The following is a 21490-nucleotide window of genomic DNA, read 5'->3' as shown; positions in this document are numbered from 1 at the left end:
AGCAGTCAGTGAGTGGAAAATAGAGAATTTTGCAAAATTATGGCGGTATTGTGGCATTTGATGTAGTTGAGGAATGATATTTTTGCAGCAGTTAAACTTCGCTTCTATTTGATATGAAACTGTTCTACTATTTAATTGGGATCTTTATGTTTACCGGCGGCATTACGGTCAATGCAGAGAATGTAACACCATTATATGAGAATCCTGTGTGGCCAATGCCCACTGCTGATCCGGCGGTAATCCGTGCTGATGATGGGGCTTTTTATGTTTATGCCACTCAGGGAATAGATGCAGATAGTATAATGTGTAATATACAGGTGCTCCGTTCGTATGATTTAATTAACTGGACACATCTTGGAGATGCATTGCCCAAGAAACCTAAATGGGCTCACTCAACTCAGAATTTCTGGGCACCTCATGTGACTCGTCATGAGAATAAGTATTATATGTATTATTCAGCTGAGCCGGATGCTGAAGTCAAGACAGGAACTGATTTGGGACTCTGTCTCGCAGTGGCTGTCTCCGATAACCCCGTAGGTCCGTTTATTGATTCGGGTTCACCCTTGATTTCCGGTGATGGTTTTGATAATATAGATCCGATGGTATTCAATGATCCGGTGAGCGGGAAAAATTTCCTTTATTGGGGATCGGGATTCAAACCTTTAAAAGTTAAAGAGCTTGCCGATGACATGATCAGTTTTAAAGACGACACTCCGGGGATTGAACTCATCAAGGCTTTCGGGCCGGGTTACGGATTCCTTGTTGAAGGATCATGGGTGATTTACCGCGACGGTTATTATTATCTGTTTTATTCCGGTGACAATTGTTGCGGTGAGCGTGCCCACTATGCAGTGATGGTGGCGCGATCCAAGAATCCTACAGGTCCGTTTGAAGTCTATTGTGATGGCCGTGATGACGGCTGTCCAATTCTGGCCGAGGGTGCCAGATGGATGGCATGCGGACATAACTCCATTATCACCGATGACGATGGTCGGGATTGGATTATGTATCATGCGATAGATCGGTCCGATCGTGTAATTCATAAATACAATAAGTCAGAAGATAAACGTGTGCTGATGATTGATCCGATAGAGTATCGTGACGGATGGCCGAGAGTAGTGGGTGATTATCCGTCGGAAACTGAATGCTCAGCACCGAGAGTAAATAGGTATAAGTAATACGACTAAGCTATAGTTGACATTTGTGTTGGGCGGGGCGATTGAGCCTGTGACATTATTGTGTCACAGGCTTTCATTGTTTTATTGTCGTATAAATGACTGAATATTCTGTTAAATGAGAGTAATGTTCAGAGCTAAAGGCCTGTAGCTTGTGCGAGGATATTGCCACCAGTGAATTGGCAGTGACAAAAATGTTACCTTTGACAGAATTGTTGTAGTAAATGCGCAGTTTATAATAGTATATAATCAAGTAAGATTTTAATTTTGCATTAACATAAATTTGGTATATGAGTGCAAAATTTGAACGTGTGCTGAAGTTCCCAAATTTCTTCATTGTAATCCTGCTGATGTTTATGACAGGAGTAGAGATGAAGGGTATGGACGACTATCAGTTTAGAATATACAGAGTGGAGGATGGATTGTCGCAAAATACAATATGGTGCTCTCTGCAGGATCATAACGGTTTTGTGTGGTTCGGCACAAGGGATGGCCTGAACCGTTTTGACGGATGTCATTTCAGGGTCTTCAGAAACACCCCGGATGATAATACCAGCTTGGGCAATAACTTTGTCCGCGCACTCTACGAAAAGGCTGATCATATTATCCTCGTTGGCACGGATAACGGTCTGTTTAAGTATGATCCTGACGAGGAGACATTTGCTAATGTAAGCCTTCCGGGAACTGAAAATGACAGGCAGGTGGCGATCAATGCCATTACCGCTGACCGCGAAGGCCGGATATGGATAGGAACATTCGGGCAGGGAGTCTATGTCTATGACAATGGTAAGTGGAGTAATTACCGTGCCACAGGTAAGGAGGGAGCTTTGAAGTCTGACCGCGTATGGAAACTCTATCTTGATTCATACGGGACAATCTGGGTCGGCACTCTTGGCGGCGGTCTCTGCCGTTATGATGCGTCGCGTCGTTGTTTCAAGTGTTTTAACTCCGATAGCGCCGGAATCGACAATGATATATATGATATATATGAGGATTCCTCACATCGTTTCTGGATCGGAACATGGGGCAGGGGACTGCTCAGTATGAATCGCCGTGATGAGACTTTCACCACTGAAATATCTCAGGATATATGCGTGGCCGTAAGGGCTATTCACGAGACAGATCCGGGAGTCTTTCTGCTGGGTGGCAATTCGGGCCTGTTTCAGTATAATACAGTGACCGGAAAGTGCAGCGAAATTCAGCTTTCAGGTATAAATACACGTCTGCAGGTCAAAGATGCTGTCTATTCAATACTGTCTGATAGAGAAGGTGGATTATGGGTGGGCGGATATTTCGCCGGTGTAAACTATACTCATAGCCATGCGCGTAATTTCATTCACTACCGTCTGTCGGATATCGATCGTAGTCCTGCCAGTTCGGTGGCAGGTAAGATGATCGAGGATAAGAAACGCAATCTGTGGGTAGCCACCGAGGATAGGGGACTTGTCTATTTCGATAGATATAACCGTAATATGAAATTTATCAACGAGCCAAAACTCTCACATTATAATCTCCATGCATTGATGCTTGAAGGAGATCACCTGTGGGTTGGCAATCTCAAGGGTACGATAGATATTGTGAATGTGACAAATTGTAAGGTCGAAAGGACCGCGGATCACACCGACGGACTGGATGTCGGTCCTATATATACTATTTTCCGGACGCGCGACAACGATATATATGTTGGCGGAATCTTCGGACTGTTGAAATATGACAGGGCGTCACGGCGGTTCATCCGTGTTACAAAATTTCCCCCCACGGCCTTTGTCTATGACATAATCGAGGATAATGAAGGTCTGATGTGGGTTGCCACCAACGGCAGCGGTGTCTTTACGTTTGATACACGTTCGGGCAAATGGTACAATTATCTTCATAATCCGGCGGATCAAACCACGCTCATGTCCGACAAGATCATCAGCCTGTGCATGGATGATCGCGGGGTGATATGGGTCGGAACTGAAGGTGGTGGTCTCTCCCGATTCAACCGCACGGATGAAACCTTCACCACATATATGGAAAAGGACGGACTTCCGAACAATGTGATTTATGGTATCGTGCCTGACCGCAGTGGCGCGTTGTGGCTGAGTTCTAACGCCGGACTCTCCTGCTTCTATCCTGACAACGATTCTATATGTGCCTATAAGTATGGAGACGGAATGTTCGGTTCGCAGTTCAACTACAAATCCTCTCTTCGTCTGGGTGATGGTTCGCTCTGCTTTGGGGGTATCGATGGAATCAATATTTTCAATCCCGGCCATATCGATCGTAATACTTACGTGCCTCCGGTGATGATAACGCGCTATGACTGTACGCGTCACGATGGCACGCATGATGAAAATTCAGTGGCCGGTAAATACGGAGACACAAAACTTGATTTTTACGATGTAGCGTCGGTGTCGTTTGACTTCGTGGCTCTCAGCTATATTGATCCGTCTAAAAACAGGTATGCCTTCAGGCTTAAAGGTGTGGATCATGATTGGGTCTATACGGATGATCCGCACAGCGCGATCTACAGGAATCTGTCGTCGGGCAAATACACATTCGAGGTGAGAGGCTCAAACAGTGACGGTATGTGGAATCCCGACATTACTTCGATTGACTTTGAGATCCATCCTCCGATTTACCGCAGCAATATGGCCTACGTCATCTATATTCTGCTGGGCTTAACGTTGATATATTGGACCTACACTGTTGTCAAGGCCCGGCAGGAACGTCGGCGCATGCTCGCACAGATGAAATATGAGAATGAGAAACAGCATGAGTATTACGAGACTCAGCTGAGCTTCTTCACCAATATCGCTCATGAGATCCGCACTCCGCTCAGCCTGATCAATGCTCCGCTTGAGGACATAAAGGATATGTATCCGGATGATCGTGAGTTCAATGAGGCGGTGGATGTCATGCGAGACAATACGTCGCGTTTGATGACACTTGTCAATCAACTGCTTGATTTCCGTCAGATTCCTCACATGTCAACCCTGAGTTTCTCGGCCGTGGACATGAACGCTCTTATTGCGGGCATCCGCAGTCGCTTCGGCCTGCTTGCGCGCCGGCGCGGAGTGAATATCATGCTTGACCTGCCTGCGGAATCCCTTGTGGTTTACAGCGACAAGGAAGCGATCACCAAGATATTGAGCAATCTTATGTTTAACGCCGTAAAATATACGCGTGACACCATAAAGATCGGTCTAAAGGTGGCTGATTCGGGGCGCATTTTTGCAATTACCGTGACGGATAACGGTAAAGGCATCCCTGCAGGACAGAAAGAGAAAATATTTACTCCGTTCTATACCACCGCTACTATGGAAAATCTTCCTGTGACCGGTTCCGGCTTGGGTCTTGCGATAGTCAGCAGACTTGTGGAATTGCTGAAAGGTAGGGTAGAGGTGACGGACAATGAGCCGTCGGGCTGTGTGTTTACCGTTGAATTGCCGCTCGGCGACAGCAGCATGGTGACGGATAGCAGTGAAAATGACAAGGCCTATGATGAACCGTCGGACGAAGAGGTCTCGACCGCCGGCGATACCGTAGGTATGCTGGTCGGTTCCGAGTCTGAAAAACCTACAGGTGCGCTCAAAACCATACTCGTGGTAGAAGACAATGCCGAGCTGCGTGAATTTTTAGTGAAAAAATTGCGGACGGAATATAATGTGATGTCGGCTGAGAACGGCAAAGTGGCACTTGGCGTGCTTGATAATCAGGACGTCGATATGGTCATTACAGATGTGCTTATGCCTGAAATGGACGGCATGCAGCTTTGTGAGGTCATAAGGTCCAAGAACAAATGGAATAACGTGAGCATCATACTCCTTACAGCCGTGTCAGGTGAGATGGTTCATATGAAGGGGCTTGATGTCGGTGCGGATGCCTATATGTCCAAGCCGTTCTCTATCGGACTGCTGCGCACGCAGATTCAGAACATATTTGCTTCGCGTTCGAGAATCCGTCAGGAATATATGGATAAGTCATGGTTACCCTACAAGGAGTCCAAGGATGTCAATGCCAATGATGGTTTTGTGAAGGAAGTTGACCGGATTATCGAAGCGCATATCGCCGACAATGAATTTGACATAGATATGCTCGCCAATGAGCTGCACATGAGCCGAAGCGGTCTTCACCGTAAGATCCGCAGTGAAATCTCCATGATCCCCAATGACTATGTGCGTCTCTACAGACTGAAGAAGGCGGCCGAGTTGCTGGCCTCCGGGCAGTATCAGGTCTCGACCGTGGGGTATATGGTAGGGTTCAACACACCGTCATATTTCAGCAAGTGTTTTCTTGCTCAGTTCGGTGTCAGCCCGAAGGATTTTCTGGCTAAAATCGTGGAAAAAGATCGCTCCCGCACCAAGAGGGCAGAGGGCTCTGAAACGAAATCGGAGTAGAGTGCCTTTAAAATGCCACTGGAAGGATTGTTGCATCATTTGGCAGAATTGTTCCCTGTGCATAATTGGCTATAAGCTAATTTTGTGACGTTGCCATGGGGATAAAACGTATCCGGTTATGGCAAAAACCTTGCTGTAAAACCATTCATAACACAACTAAATATTAGTAAACCAATGTATGCTTTAAATCTAATCGTAAAAGGCATATCCGTCCCCCGACTGCTGCTTGGCGTGTCATTAGCCATGAGTACAGTTGCGAGTGCCACGGCTATACCTGAGCCTCAAGCGAAGGCTACGGTGGGACAAGTTACTGCGTCCGGAGTTGTTGAGGATACATCCGGCGAGCCTCTTATCGGAGCTACGGTGCTTGTAGTAGGAACCACGACAGGTGTTTCCACCGATATTGACGGACAGTTCTCTTTCTCCGTTCCTGCTGGCTCGAAACTTCAGATCTCCTATGTCGGCTACAAACCTGTAGAAGTTGCCGCGGGCCAACACCTCAAGATTGTCCTTGACGTTGATGCCGATGTGCTTGATGAGGTCGTAGTGGTGGGCTACGGTACTCAGAAAAAGACCACCCTTACCGGTGCCGTAGGTGGTATTAAGGGTGACGAGGTGCTCAAGACTCCCGTCGCTAATATCCAGCAGTCACTCACAGGCCGTATCCCCGGTCTGGCCACGACAGTCCAATCAGGTGAGCCGGGTGCGGACGACGTTACATTCTGGCTTCGCGGTGCAGGTACTGTCAACGGTACTGCTCCCCTCGTTCTCGTTGACGGTGTTCCCCGTGACAACATGCGTGTGATCGATCCTCGTGAGGTCGAGAGCATATCGGTGCTGAAGGACGCATCCGCAACTGCCGTGTTCGGTGTGCGTGGTGCCAACGGTGTCATCCTGATTACAACCAAGCGTGGTCAGAAGGGTAAGCTTGAAGTGTCGGCATCTTTCGAATATTCCATTCAGGAGATGGCACACCGCGAGGAGACCCTTGATTCCTATACATTCGCACTTCTTAAAAACGAAGGTCTGCGCAACGACGGTATTGTCTCGACTGACAACCGTTACTACTCGGATGCTGACCTCGCGGCCTATCAGTCATGGCTCACGGGTACTCCGACTGACCCCGTAGGTCACCCCAACACGAACTGGATGGACGTCCTTTTCAAGGACTACGCTCCCCAGACGCGTGCCAATGTGGTTATGAACGGTGGATCGGAAGCTACACAGTACTTCGTTTCTGTAGGTTACGTTCATCAGGGCGGTATGTTCAATGTCCCCTCCAAGGATAAGGTGGGTTATGATGCCAATACTAACCTTAACCGTTACAACTTCCGTTCGAATATCGACCATCAGATCAGCCGTTACCTCAAGGCGAGTCTTGACATCTCAAGCTACATCGAGAAGGTCAACAAGCCTGCCCGTGCCGGTGACAACATTTATCCGTGGGGTTATGTTATGCGCCCGACCACTCCCGGCCCTCTGACACCCGAAGATAATCCATATCCCTTCGAGTACAATGGCGCACAGTCCGAGATGACTCCCGGTATGCTCGTCGTTGATGAGAATGGCCGAAATGACCCCAGCCCTTACGGTAACCTCATCCGAAGCGGCTATGAGAAGCAGACCCGCGCCGGAGTTAATGCGATCGCAAATCTCAACCTCGATCTCTCGTTCATGACGCCCGGTCTTACTACTCGCGGACTCGTGTCGTTCGAATCAAAGGGTAATTCTTATCAAAGAGCTGAGAAGAGCTATGTCACATATTATCTTGACAGATCACAAGGTGACCCTGAAACTTATGTGTGGAAACTTACCGATGCGAATAACCCTGAGGACGGCCAGCTTGGCCTGAGCAAAAGCACATTCACAAGTTACTTTGTCAACCTCCAGTGGTACCTCAACTATAACCGTACCTTCAATAACCTCCATGATGTTGGTGCTATGCTCCTCCTGCAGCGTGACTATCGCCGTACAGAGGCGACCGGCGGTGACGGAGTGCTTCCTTACAACGTGATAGGTCTCTCAGGCCGTTTCCAGTATGCCTACGATTCACGCTACCTACTTGAATTCAACATGGGCTACAACGGTTCCGAGCAGTTCTCACCCAAGAAACGTTTCGGTTTCTTCCCCGCATTCTCGGCAGGCTGGGTTGTCAGCAATGAAAAATTCTGGAGTTCGCTTGCCCAGACTGTCAGCAATTTCAAACTGCGTGGTTCATGGGGTAAGGTCGGTAACGACAACATCGGTGGCGCACGTTTCCTCTTCATGGATAACATCGGTATCAACGGCACCGGCGCTTACTGGGATTCACGTGAGAACGGTATCTACGACATGCCTTCGCTCGGCATCGGCAATGGTTACAACCTTCAGTATCTTGGCATCGGTAACCCCGACATCACATGGGAAGTTGCCACAAAGACCAATGCCGGTCTTGATCTCACGCTCTTCAATCACCTGACTTTGACAGCCGATGTGTTCTGGGAGAACCGTGACCACATGCTCATCAGCCGTAACACTATCCCTGTACTTCAGGGTCTTACCGGCGGCATTTTGCCTAAGGTCAACATGGGTGAGATGGAGAATAAGGGCTATGAACTTTCAGCTCAGTGGCGTCAGGCTATCGGAAAAGATTTCGCGTTCAGTGTAGGAGCCAACTTCTCCCGTACAAAGAATAAGATTACGAAGTTTGACGAAGTGCCCCTTGGTGAGGAATATGCTTACCAATATCGCACCACTGGCTTTAGCTACGGACAGCAGTGGGGCTATCTGATAAACTATGAGGTTAATCCCGAGCTCGGACTTGACGGTTCAGGCTTCTTCAATTCACAGGACGTGATAGATAATTATCCTACCTATGAGATTGGCGTACCCCGTCCCGGTGACTTCGTTTATCAGGATCTTAATGATGACGGAGTTATCGATACCAAGGACCTCGCGCCGGTGGGCAAATCCACAGCATTCCCCGGAATCACCTATGGCTTTAACTTCTCGGCAAACTGGAAAGGATTTGACCTTTCATGCCTCTTCTCAGGCGTGGCTGACTATTCGGTCAATCGTCAGGGCTGGGGTATCTTCGAGGAGCATGGTCAGGGCGGTGGCGTCTATTCCCAGCAGCTTGGCCGCTGGTCACAGGAACGCTACGAAGCCGGCGAAAAGATCACATGGCCGCGTCTGTCATCAGCCGGAGGTAGCACGAGCCACGTTACCAATGACTTCTACGTCATGGACGGTTCATTCCTCCGTCTGAAGAACCTTGAGATCGGTTATTCATTCCCCGCTTCGATCACACGTCCCCTTCATGCCGAAAGCATCCGCATCTATGCCAATGGCAACAACCTCATTACGTGGGACAAGCAGCGCACCTCTGTCTATGACATCGAGCAGGCAGCAATGCAGTATCCTACGATGCGAGTATATAACTTCGGTATTAACGTTACTTTCTGATAATTCACACTATGAAATTACTACATAAATCCTTAATTTTCGGTGTGGCATTGGCCGGAATCTCAGTGACATCATGTAATGATTCTCTCGATGTCACGCCTGACGGCCGTCTGCCAATTGAAGAAGCATTTCAAGACCCGAAGGGCACTGCGGCAGCGTTCAAGACCTGCTTCAATCATCTTCCCCGCCGAGGTATGCGAGGCGTATATTTCTGGACGAATGCCCGTATTCCCCTGTCGGATGAGGCATTTGTCAATGCTGCCAGTTTCGCTGTCAATGACTGCTATGAAGGCAGAACTACGGCGGATAATGACTGGCGTTGGAGCATCGGTCACGTAGGTGGTTTCGATGCCATGTACTGGGAACGCTATTGGGGGCAGATCCGTACGATCAATGAATTTCTAAAGTATCTCCCTACCGCTGCTCTTACCACCGAAAGCGACCGCGCTGTCTGGGAAGCCGAGGCTAAAATTCTCCGTGCATTCTTCATGAATGAACTGATCAAGCTTCACGGACCTCTGCCCGTGGTCAAGGAGGTGTTCGCTCTTGACTATGACTTCGCATCGCTCGGTCGCGGCACCTATCGTGAGAACGCCGAGGCTATCATTGAGGATTGCAACGATGCCATCGCATGCGAGTCACTTCCTTGGCGCTGGACCAATCCTAACTATAAGATGCGCATGAACAAGGCAATGGCATGTGCGATCAAGGCGGAGGCAGCCCTGTTTGCCGCCAGCCCCCTCAACAATGAGGGCGAAGATATGTGGGAATGGGCTTATGATGTATGTAAGGACAGCTATAATAAGCTTATCAATAACGGATATGAGCTCTATGCTACTGTTCATGATCCCGCCAATTACGGCGACAATCCTTATCAGGAATTTTTTGCGCTCCAGCAGGATCTCTCTACCAATCCACGTGACCGTGAGACAATCTTCCAGTTCACCGGACAGGGTACCAATATGAGTTATTTCAATGCTCTTCCTTCCTATGGCGATTACGCTTACTGTGCAGGTCTGTGTCCGACACAGGAACTTGTGGATGCCTACGATATGATTTCAACCGGCAAGAGTGTCCTGAATCTTGAGCAGCCTTATCTCGACGAGACACATCTGCAGCCTAATTATAACGAAGGATCAGGATATGACCCCGCTAAGCCTTATGAAGGTCGTGACAAACGGTTCTATGCGACAGTGCTCTACAATGGTGCTCAGCGTGGAGGTAAGGTTGCCAATATCTTCACTTATGATCCTGAACATAGGGCAGGTAGCCGACGCCGTCAGGACGGAGCTGACCGCATAAAGGTAGGCGATATGAAATATACCGCTACAGGTTATTATCGTCTGAAGCATCTCCCGATTGACTCATACGGTTCACTTACCGGTGAGGAAGGCGACGGAGGCACTAGGTATTACCGTCTCGGTGGAGTCATGCTCGACTTTGCGGAGGCTGCCATAGAGGCCGGCCATATTGATGAAGGTCTGAAGGCAATCAATGATATCCGTCATCGTGCAGGCTTCGATCCCTCTGTCGATCTCAAGACTTCTGATAAGAATCAGGCTCGTCTGCTCGTGCGTCATGAGCGTCAGGTGGAGCTTGCATACGAGGAGAACCGTTATTTTGACCAGATCCGCTGGTGTCTTCCCGATGAGGACATTCAGGATGTCAAGTATTCGACAGGCATGAACATCCTGCGTTGGGATGTCGGTAATACCACTGATCTCGATCATTATTCCTATGAGCGTATTCTCCTGAACCAGAATGAGTCGGAAGATCTGCGTCCTACCCGCAAGTGCTACGTGTCAAAGTACAAGAGATATCCTATCCCTCTCAATGAGGCTTCGCTGTTTGAATCGATCACCGGCGATAAGTGGCAGAATCCCGGCTGGTAATCCAGTTATTTACCATTAACTACTCACAGTCAATCATGAAAACATTTATAATAACTAAATATCTGGTGCTTGGGATGCTTTGCGCAGCAACCCCTGTAGCGGCCGTTGCCATGCCGATTGAGACAACTCAGCTCGACGATCAGAATAGCGTCGCGCTCATCGGTAGGGTACTCAATGAAAACAACGAGCCGTTGGCAGGCGTGACGGTAAAGGTGGTGGATACCACTATCCAAGGCATCACCAATGTTGACGGTAACTTTACAATCAACGCACCTAAGGGCTTCAATGTGGTCACTCTTCAGTTCATAGGTTACTCGACAGTCACCGTCGATGTGAATCTGAATGAAGAAAATGTCTATCACATGACCCCTGATGCCCATGACATGAGCAAGGTGCTTGTCCTCGCACAGGGAATCCGTACCACAGAGGAAGCTCTCACGGGTGCAGTATCGACTGTAAGCGGCGATGCTCTCCTGCGCATGCCCGCCGCGGGCACTACTCCGCGCCTTGCCGGTCAGCTCTCAGGTCTGGCATTCATCTCAGGTACGAGTGACCTGAACGCTGACGGTGCTACGCTTTTTGTACGCGGTCGCCGTTCGGTCAACGGCAATGATCCCCTGATCGTGCTCAACGGTGTTCCTTCGCCAACTACTGACCTCAATCTCATCGATCCCTATTCAATCGAGGATATCGTGCTCCTCAAGGATGCATCCTCAATGGCTCTTTACGGTCAGCAGGGTGCCAACGGTGCTCTCCTCGTCAATACAAAGCAGGGGCGTCAGGGCCGGACTAACATCAATGTATCAGCTGAGTTTGCAATTCAGCAGGCCACAGTGCTCCCCACCGTCATGAACTCATGGCAGTATGCCACACTGCGTGACTGGTCGCTTCTCAACGACGGGCTCGGCCTCCTGTACTCTCAGGATCAGATCGACCGCTACCGCGAGGGTAACAATCCGCTCTATCCCAACAACCGCTGGTATGACATGTACACCAACGATAATGCCACAATGCAGCGTTACAATGTGAATATCACCGGTGGTAATCAGCGAGTGCTCTACTTCCTGAACGCATCCTATATGCGCCAGACAAGTATTTTCAAGACTGAAAAGCAGGATAAATACAATCCTGAATTCTATCTCAACCGCTTCAATGTCACCAGCAACCTTCAGGTCAACGTCTTCTCCAACTTCAAGGCCAGCCTTAACACCAATGTGATCATTGACAACCAGAACGGTGCCAACAGCGATGATTTCATCGGTACAATGCTCCGCACACCGGCTTTGGAATTCGGTCCTTTTACTACCGATATTATCAATGATGAAGGGGAGATCGTGCCTTACGACAAGGGTATCGTAGCTTCGGACTACAATATGAATCCTATCTACGGTCGCCTCAACAAGAGCGGTAACCGCAATTCAACCCGTACGACGGTCAACGTGGCTCTCAATCTTGACTGGGGCCTTGACTTCATCACCAAGGGACTTAGTGCAAAAGGTCTTCTCGGTTATGAGGCGCGCTATGCCGAAACCACCTACGGTAATACGGACTATCAGCGTTACATCTTTGACTCTGACGCATCAGAGGCCGCCGGACTGCCGGTATTCACCGAGTACGGCACAAATGTCAATACCCCGCTTTCCATGAGCAAGGGCAGCGAGCAGTATTACTATCTCAACTTCATGGGCTCGCTCGGTTATAACCGTGTGTTTAACCGCGTCCACTCTGTTGATGCGCTCGCAAGCTACTTCTATCAGGATTATCAGAAGCAGAACTTCGACGCTCAGGGAATGCTTCCCTATAGCCGAACCAATATTTCGCTTCATGCACAGTACGGTTTTGATCGTCGTTACTATGTGCAGTTTGACGGAGCTTACAGCGGCAGTGATGCATTCTGTTCCGCACCCAATAAGACCCGCTGGGGTTTCTTCCCATCGGTATCCGGTTCATGGGTTATTTCAAACGAACATTTCTATGGCAACACCGGTATGTCACACTGGTTGACCATGCTTAAACTGCGTGCGTCCTACGGTCTCGTCGGTAATGACAATGTCGCAGGCGGTCGTCGATTCCTCTACATGGACGATTACTATGTAGGTGGAGGCGGCTATCTCAGCCAGTCGCCCTACTACGGTGCTATGGCATCCGAAGGTCTGCTGGGTAATCCCGCCATCGAATGGGAGAAAGTCCACAAGCAGAACTATGGTATCGACCTCGGTCTCGGTAACTGCATCACTCTTCATTTCGACTACTTCCGCGAACGTACCAATGACATGGTGGTTCAGTCACAGCTCTTCCCTGATTTCTCAGGTACTGACCGCAATAACCTCCCTTACGTCAACTTCGGCAAGATGCACAACAATGGTTTTGACTTCGACGTGACTTTCCGCAAGCAGCTTACCAAGGACTGGACTCTTTCAGTAGGCGCACGTGGCGGTTATGCCAAGAACAAAGTTGAGAGTGTAGGTGAGCTTGACCGCACGGAAGCCGGGTATGCTTACGGCCTCCGTACTGAGGGTCATTCCATAGGCACGACTTGGGGCTATCTCATCGACTACTCTCAGGGTCGTGGTTTCTACAACAGCCTTGAGGAGATCGCCGACGGTCCTATCTTCGAAGGCCAGAGTCCGCGCGTAGGTGATTTCCGCTATGTTGACCTTAACAATGACGGTTACATCAATGACAAGGACCTCGCACCATTCTCAGGCACAGATATCCCCACATTCAACTACGGTTTTGATGCGGCGGCCCAATGGCGTGGATTTGATCTCTATGTGCTTTTCCAAGGTGCGTCCGGACGTACGTTCTACACCTCCGGCCTCGGAGCAATGGAGAATGAAGCCCGCGGAACATACGCTGACATTCATCTGCATGCTTACACCCCCGAACGTTACGCAACAGGTGCGGAAATTACTTACCCTGCACTGACATCGACCACTTCAACCAGCCTTCAGGCTAACTCATTCTTCGTTACCAAACGCAATTATATGCGTCTGAAGACTCTTGAATTCGGATACAGCCTTCCCTCCAAGATCTGTCGGAAAGCCACTCTGCAGGGTGTCCGTTTCTACTTCAACGGTATGAACCTCCTGACGTTCGACAAGCGTAAATTCAAGGATTTCGATGTTGAAGCTTACAACGCTTCATCCTATCCCATCTATCGCACATATAATCTCGGCGTGAATGTAACCTTTTAAAATTTAGTAGAATGAAACTCATCAAAAATATAATAATCGCAAGCGCGCTCTTAGGCTCTATGGCCGCATGTTCGCCCGAATATAATCCGGATGGTCGCGTTGACAAGAGCGAGCTTTTTGAAACTGACAAGAAGACTTTCAGCTACCTTAACCTCTGCTACAGCCATCTGCAACAGCAGAGAAAGGGTAACTGGTACGGCAACGATGCGTTCCTGTCGGCATTCACTGACGATGCGTATGATGCAAACTCGATTGACAACAGTTCATCTGCACTTTACTGGCGCGGAGTCTCCACGGCATATAATTTCCCTGTGGAGTCAGGTGTCAATGCTGGTTGCTGGAGCGAATATTTCAAGGGTCTGAACCAGTGCAACACATTCCTTGAAAATATCGAGACCGCTAAAGTGAATCAGCAGGAAGATCGTGAGTCATGGAAAGCACAGTGTCTCATCCTCCGTGCGCTCTACTCTCTGGAACTGGCAAAGCGTTACAATGAGATTCCTTATACAACTAAGTCATACGATGCGGATTTCGATTTCGGATCGGCTGAGTTCAAGAATTTCAGTGCCATTGCCCGTCAGATTTTCGCTGACTGTGATGCGGCTCTGGAATGTGAATCTCTTCCTTGGAATTCAGGTAGCAACGAGGCTCTGCGCGGCATGATGACCAAGGCTGTCGCATACGCCGTGAAGTCACAGACCGCCCTTTATGCCGCAAGTCCGCTCTATAGTGACGGCTCTATCTCATGGAGTGAGGCTGCTGATATCACCAAGGCTTGTCTCGATGCTCTCCGTGACAATGGTTTCACTCTCTTCACGAGAGCCGGTGCCGCCAATCAGAATATCAGTGCGTATGATTCATATTTCATCGCTCGTCCTGACGGCGCACGTGTCACGGATAAGGAAACAATCCTTGAGACCCGTGATCAGATGTCGGTCTGGGTCTCAAGCGGTCTGCCCTCAGTGACCGGTTCAATCAGTGCGGGTACATGCCCCTCACAGGAACTTGTGGATATGTATGAGACAATAGACGGCGTTCAGCCTATCCTCGGCTACAGTGATGCGTCGCACCTACAGCCCATCATCAATCCAGAGGCTACACTCTATGATGAGCAGAACCCATATGCAAACCGTGATCCACGTCTGGCATCTACCATATATTATCATGGTGGGAAGCGTGCTCTCGACTCTGCGACAAGTATCATTAACACCAGTGAGGATGGTGCAGAAAGCATTGACCTTACCAAGCAAGACAAGAAGCACTCGCCGACAGGTTATTACCTGCGTAAGTATAACAACTTCGCATCTGATCTCAACAACAATGCCGACGGGTATTTCCGTCAGTTCCGTTTTGCAGAGATCCTCCTCAACTATGCCGAGGCTGCCGCTGAAGCCAACGCCAATGTTCCCGCTGAAGCGTATGCGGCTGTCAATGAAGTCCGGGCACGTGTTAACATGCCTGAGATCGAAGGCCTGAGCCGTGATGAATTCATCAAGCGTGTCCGCAACGAGCGTCGTGTGGAGTTTGCGTTCGAGGAACAGCGTTACTACGACGTACGCCGTTGGAAAGTGCTTGACAGCAACTTCTCGGTAATTACCGGCATGAAGGTGACGGAGGGAAGTGACGGGAAAGCCCGCTTCGAGCGCATCGTCGTTGATAATACCCGTAATTGTCACGACAGCAAATATCTTCTGTCCCCGATACCGGGCAACGAGGTCGTCCGTATCCTCTCGCTTTCCGGTGTGCGTCACCAAAATCCCGGATGGGAATAAGTAACGCAGAAAGGATAGAATTTCCCGATATGGAAAAATGACTTCTCTTTTGTGAATTTCCAATAAGTAAGTGAAATATATTTAAGGTTAATTGATTTAGGATTCGTGTATAGCAGTGCCGGAGTTTCGATAGCCCGGCTTCGGCACTGCTATCTTTCCAACCATTACGATTCAATGATGACATACCTTTACAGACTTCTCCTGCTTCTCACTATTTCATGGGTGATTCCTGCAACGGCACAGAACAAGCACTCTGAGTATTATTATCAGCGTGTCTCGCTTTTTGACCGTCTCCCGGCTGATTCCGATGACATCATTTTCCTCGGCAACAGTATCACCAACGGATGTGAGTGGTGTGAACTTTTCTCGAATCCCCACATCAAGAACCGCGGCATAAACGGCGACACATCGCGCGGTGTACGTGATCGCCTCCAATCGACTCTCAAGGGAAGGCCTGCAAAAGTATTCCTCATGATAGGTGTCAACGATATCGCCAACGGCGCATCACCTGACTCGGTGATATCCGTTATGACCCAAATTATTGACCGTACAGCCTCTCTTTCTCCCTCAACACGTCTCTATGTCCAAAGCATACTTCCCATCAACGATACATATAACATCTTCTGGGGTCACATGGATAAGAGCGAACAGATAAAAGAATACAATTCAAAGCTGGAATCATTGTGCAAGAAACGCGGAGTGCCGTTCATCGACCTTTACAGCCGTTTCTGCAATCCCGGCACCGACCGAATGAATCTTGCCTATACAAATGACGGCCTTCATCTCATGGCCGACGGCTACATGTTGTGGCGCGACACTATAATGCCTTATATAACTGAATAACCAATCGACAATGAATAAATATATCGCAACTCTTGCACTTGCCGGTATGGCGGCCTTACCGAACGTTTCGGCCCAGAAAATCGCTGACAATGAATCGCTAAAAGCGCTGCGGACCGAACTTTCGGATGTCAACGAACTCATGAAAAACGGCATCATGACCGAGGAGGTTTCCGGTCTGGATTACTTCACCGGTTACAGTTACCGCACGCTTTATGACTGGGATCAGTATTTCGAGTCCATCATTCAGCTCTACATGGGTTGGCCGGCTACATATATGAAAAACGGTGTGCAGATCTTCCTTGACAATCAGCGTGAGGATGGATTTATCGTCCGTTCAGTTCCCGGCAACGAATTTCATGACAATGAACATGTAAAACCATTCCTCGCCCAGATAGCGTTGCTCGTATATGATGAATATGGCGATAAGGAACTGATCCTCAAGCCTGAAAATATGAGACGCCTGAAAAAATATCTTGACTATTGGTTGGTGGATATGGACAGTAACGGAAATGGTCTCAGCGAATGGATGAGTGCGCCCCACACAGGTATGGACAATCAGCTCGAACGTGCCGGCCTGTGGTTGGAGCGTGTGAGTGAAGGTGTGGATCTAAACTCCTATCTCGTCCGCGAGTGCAGAGCATTCGCCCGTCTGGCCGAGCTCTCAGGCGACAAGGAACTTGCTGCTGAATATCGCAAGAAAGCCGATGAACTTGCCGAGCGTATCCGCACAATGATGTGGGATGACGAGGACGGTTTCTTCTATGATCTCAAGGTCGATCCTGAAGGTCCGATGGATCACTATAATAAGATTGCCCGTGTGAACATGTATAAACAGAAGGGCAACATGATTCCCGTACGTTCTATTTCATCGTTCACACCTCTATTTGCTGAGGTGGCTACTCCCCAGCAGGCCGACCGCATGATCAAGGAGTATCTTTTTAATCCTAATGAATTCTGGACTCCGGCACCGATGGCAGCCCTTGCAAAATCGGAGCCGTGGTACAGCACCATTCTTCTTCCCAACGATGTAGGATGCTCATGGCGTGCAAATGTCTGGATTCCTACAAATTATATGGTATATCACGGTCTGCGCAACTACGGTAAGGATCAGCTTGCCTCGATCGTGGCACACTACACTCAGAAGATTGTGAAGGAGGCGGGTAACCGTGAGTACTACAATTCAGAGACAGGCGAAGGATGTGGTCTCGATCCTTTCTGGGGTTGGAGTCTGCTCGGCCACTTCATGGAGTGGGAGGATTCAATCCCTCAGGATGTAACTAAAATTGACAAATAAATTAAAAGCTTAAAGTAACATATCTATGAAATCATTTGCAACATGTTTTCTTACAGCAGCATTAGCTACTACAAGCCTTGCGCTTGCTGCATGTGACGATACAATGCCTAAATGTGATCCCGATCCCCTTCCCGCAGAGCCCGAACCGGATCGTACGGAAATTCTTCAGGGTGCAACAGCTCCGGTGGAGGCATTCGGTGATAATCTCGTCGCTACCGACGGCCTTGGCCGTACACTTCCCGGATTTGATGAATGCGGTAGCCGTTATGGCAACCGTTATGTCGGCCTTTTCTATTGGCTTTGGCACGGTGACCTCCGTCGTGACCGTGACAGATCTAACTATGATATAAGCAAGATACTTGAGAAAGATCCCGGCTTTACCCAATGGGAATTTGCCGAGTATTACTGGGGAGAACCCGAACTCGGCTACTACCGTTCGGATGATGAATATGTGCTCCAGAAACACCTCAACCTTTTCACTCTCGTTGGTATCGACTTCCTTTACCTTGACTTTACGAACTGTGTGATCCATGCCCCCGAAACCCATGCGCTCATTAAAGTTATCAAGGATATGCAGTCCAAGGGCTATCAGCCTCCGCGCATCGTGCCTTTCTTCAATGCAGATGATCCCAACAATCTCGATGGAAGATACTCGCTCGATTATGAGCTTAATCAGTGGTACACTGAGTTCTATTCGAATACAGATTATGCAAACTGCTGGTTTGTGCTTGACGGCAAACCTCTCGTGCTCTCTCCCCGCCAGCACACAAGCAACTCCGCGTTGAACAAAGCTTTCACATGGCGCACTATGTGGGCCGATCTGCCTCCTACACCTGAGAACGCTGAAAAATGGCGTTTCTTCAACAAGTGGGATCAGCGTGCATGTGCTGTCGTCAATGGCAAGAAGGAGCAGTGTTGTATCTCCAAGGGTCTCGGTGCTCCGCTTTGGGACGCACATCTCTATGGCGGTGCTTCATCAACACATAACTACACACCCAGCTATAATGCCGCATGGGTATGCGACGAGACATACGGAAACGGTAAATTCTTTGAAGAGCAGTGGGGTTGGGCACAGGAAGAGAAAGCTCCCATACTCTACATCACCGGATGGAACGAGTGGACTGCCGGTGCATGGCCTGTGGATGCAGGGCTGGTTGGCGCAGGATTCAAATTCCAAGGTCGCTTGCTTGCCGAAGGCGAAATGTACTTCGTGGATGAATTCAATGAAGAGTTCAACCGCGATATCGAGCCTGCCGCCGGTGCTCTCTCTGACAATTTCTTCTATCAGATGGCAGGTTATATCCGTCAGTACAAAGGCATGAATGCCCCTGAGGCCGGTTCTGCATCACAGACCATCGCTATTGACGGGTCGTTTGATGAATGGAATAATGTCACGCCTTTATTCAACGACTTTGTAGGTGAGAATCCCAAACGAAACAAGAAGGGATCACCATTTGATAAGCAATATATCGACAACACCTCACGCAACGATATCGCGGCATCGCGCGTAGCTTATGACAATGATAATGTCTATTTCTATGTCAAGACCGCTAATGATATGACGCCCTGTACCGACAGCAATTGGATGATGCTCTACATTGACGCTGACCGTGACAAGGCTACCGGTTGGGAGGGCTATGACTTCGTGGTCAACATGGAGGTTACTTCGGCTAACGCTACCACTCTTAAATCACGCAACGGCGACAAGTGGGAGACGGTTGCTTCATGTCCCTTCACCGTTAACGGTAACGAAATGGAGATCGCTGTTCCCCGTTCGGCTCTCAAGGTCGGTGACAAGCCCGACTTCTACTTCCACTGGGTTGACAATATTCAGGCTATCGATGATATCACCGAATTCTTTAAGCACGGTGAATCAGCTCCTGAGCGTCGTTACAACTATCATTACTTTGCTGAATAATAAACAATTGTATAACTGAATAGAAGTATTGATTTGAATGAGTACCGGTCATAACATAATTCTTGCGATTGCACTTCTTTCCGGCGTGCAGTTTACAACTTATGCACAGGAGGAGTTTCCTCTTGCGCCACGGATTGCGGATGCATTCATTCAGAAGTATGGTGACTGGTACTACATGACCGGTACTCCGTGTCCCGGTGATTGGGAAATGCAGTGGGTGGGACTATGGAAATCACGTGACCTTGTCAATTGGTCAGGTCCGATGCTCGCATTTGAGGGCGATCCTCGTGATCGCCCCATGTGGGCCTCTGAAATCCACCGTAAGGGTGACGAATATTACATCATCACCACCTGCAACACATGGAATCCCGGCAATACTTTTATGGTGCAGAAAGCTCCCGCACCTGATGGCCCCTACAGTTTTTATTCCTTCTTGCCGAAACGCGGCCTTGATCCGAGTATCTTTGTCGATACGGATGGACGGTCATATCTACTCGACAGTGAGTGGATTGCACCTCTTAGCGATGACTGGACGCGTATTACCAATGACTATGTTGGTAACAGAGCCAATAAGGAGGGTCCTTTTATGGTCAAAAGCGATAATGACTACCTTCGTTTCTATGCCCGCATCGATCCGACTTATTATATGGAGATGGAGGCTTTGAAAGCCGATAACCCTTATAGCACTGATTATGTGGAGCAAGGTGAGGTCCTCACCGGACCTTGGCTTCCGGGCCACGGTTGCATTACGGTGTCGCCTGACGGTTCCGAACTTTGGTATGCGGCCCACGCCAACACTGATGGCAGTTGGGAGACACGGGCACTGGCCATAGATCCCATGCGCTTCGATGAGGGACGTCCTGTCCCTACCAGCCGTAACGACCAGCCGAAACCTGCGCCATCGATGTCGCGAACAGTCAATCTCGCCCGTGGTAAGGTTGCAAACTCGACGGCCTTTGCTTCCGGTCATGAACCGCATAAGGCTATTGACGGAGATAAATCGACTTGGTGGGAGGCAGTGGTGACGCCTGCCGACACTATCGCGCCGTATCTTGAGGTCGATATGATGGGTGAGTTTTTAATTGATGGTATCGCTGCCCGCACTCCTGACAAGAAGAAAGCAGATGCCGAAGTGACAGTGTCGTGTGATCGCATAAACTGGTCAGCACCTTCATCTGACCGCACGGCACGTTACGTGCGCTTCACGCCCGCATCGCCTTGCCGCATCGCCGATGTCGAGATCACGCGTGTGCCTTACCACATTCCTTCACGTGGGAAAGAGGTGGCCAGTTTCAGTATAACTGACGATGTGAAATTCACTGTCCCCGCAACCGGTCTGTATGATATCGAGTATGTCGTTGAATCCCGTGCGCTGGATTCTTCATGGGCACTGTACGACAATTCAACTCTCGTTGCACGCGAAACTGTTGCAAATACAGGGCCTGCCGGCAATAATACACGCATAATATCCTTCGACGTACCGCTGTCGGCCGATCGCGTCCACAATTTTAAATTAGTGCCGTTAAGCGGTGACTATACCATACAAAAAATCACAGTCTATTCACAGAAATAA

10 protein-coding genes are annotated in these 21490 nt (G+C 49.1%); all 10 read left to right on the top strand.

The features are described 5' to 3' along the window. Positions 1-113 precede the first annotated feature (113 nt). The 10 genes from K2G41_RS03875 to K2G41_RS03830 all read left to right on the top strand — a co-directional run bounded on the left by K2G41_RS03875 (position 114) and on the right by K2G41_RS03830 (position 21490). On the top strand, positions 114-1178 hold the full coding sequence (locus K2G41_RS03875) for a glycoside hydrolase family 43 protein (protein ID WP_366145387.1): 1065 nt from the start codon (positions 114-116) through the stop codon (positions 1176-1178). Between the two features lie 287 nt (positions 1179-1465). Continuing rightward, positions 1466-5557, top strand: coding sequence for a hybrid sensor histidine kinase/response regulator transcription factor (locus K2G41_RS03870; RefSeq protein ID WP_300114730.1), 4092 nt, complete (start codon positions 1466-1468; stop codon positions 5555-5557). Between the two features lie 174 nt (positions 5558-5731). Continuing rightward, complete coding sequence (locus tag K2G41_RS03865; protein ID WP_300114727.1) at positions 5732-9001, top strand: TonB-dependent receptor; 3270 nt, start codon at positions 5732-5734, stop codon at positions 8999-9001. A gap of 11 nt (positions 9002-9012) precedes the next feature. After that, positions 9013-10893 carry a RagB/SusD family nutrient uptake outer membrane protein gene (locus tag K2G41_RS03860; RefSeq protein WP_300114724.1) on the top strand — a complete coding sequence of 627 codons (1881 nt, stop codon included), beginning with the start codon at positions 9013-9015 and terminating at the stop codon, positions 10891-10893. 35 nt (positions 10894-10928) lie between these two features. Continuing rightward, positions 10929-14090 carry a SusC/RagA family TonB-linked outer membrane protein gene (locus K2G41_RS03855; RefSeq protein ID WP_300114721.1) on the top strand — a complete coding sequence of 1054 codons (3162 nt, stop codon included), beginning with the start codon at positions 10929-10931 and terminating at the stop codon, positions 14088-14090. Positions 14091-14101: 11 nt separating this feature from the next. Further along, positions 14102-15862, top strand: coding sequence for a RagB/SusD family nutrient uptake outer membrane protein (locus tag K2G41_RS03850; RefSeq protein ID WP_300114718.1), 1761 nt, complete (start codon positions 14102-14104; stop codon positions 15860-15862). 174 nt (positions 15863-16036) lie between these two features. Further along, positions 16037-16705, top strand: coding sequence for a GDSL-type esterase/lipase family protein (locus tag K2G41_RS03845; protein ID WP_300114715.1), 669 nt, complete (start codon positions 16037-16039; stop codon positions 16703-16705). Between the two features lie 10 nt (positions 16706-16715). After that, a complete protein-coding gene (locus tag K2G41_RS03840; RefSeq protein ID WP_300114712.1) occupies positions 16716-17999 on the top strand; it encodes a trehalase family glycosidase in 1284 nt (427 codons plus the stop codon). 25 nt (positions 18000-18024) lie between these two features. After that, positions 18025-19917 carry a hypothetical protein gene (locus K2G41_RS03835; RefSeq protein WP_300114709.1) on the top strand — a complete coding sequence of 631 codons (1893 nt, stop codon included), beginning with the start codon at positions 18025-18027 and terminating at the stop codon, positions 19915-19917. A 37-nt stretch (positions 19918-19954) separates the two neighbouring features. After that, the gene (locus K2G41_RS03830; RefSeq protein WP_300114707.1) at positions 19955-21490 is read left to right on the top strand and encodes a family 43 glycosylhydrolase; all 1536 of its coding nucleotides are present in this window, start codon (positions 19955-19957) and stop codon (positions 21488-21490) included.

It is taken from the genome of Duncaniella sp., from assembly GCF_029056165.1.
Lineage (GTDB): Bacteria > Bacteroidota > Bacteroidia > Bacteroidales > Muribaculaceae > Duncaniella.
This window is presented reverse-complemented; position numbering and strand designations above follow the sequence as displayed.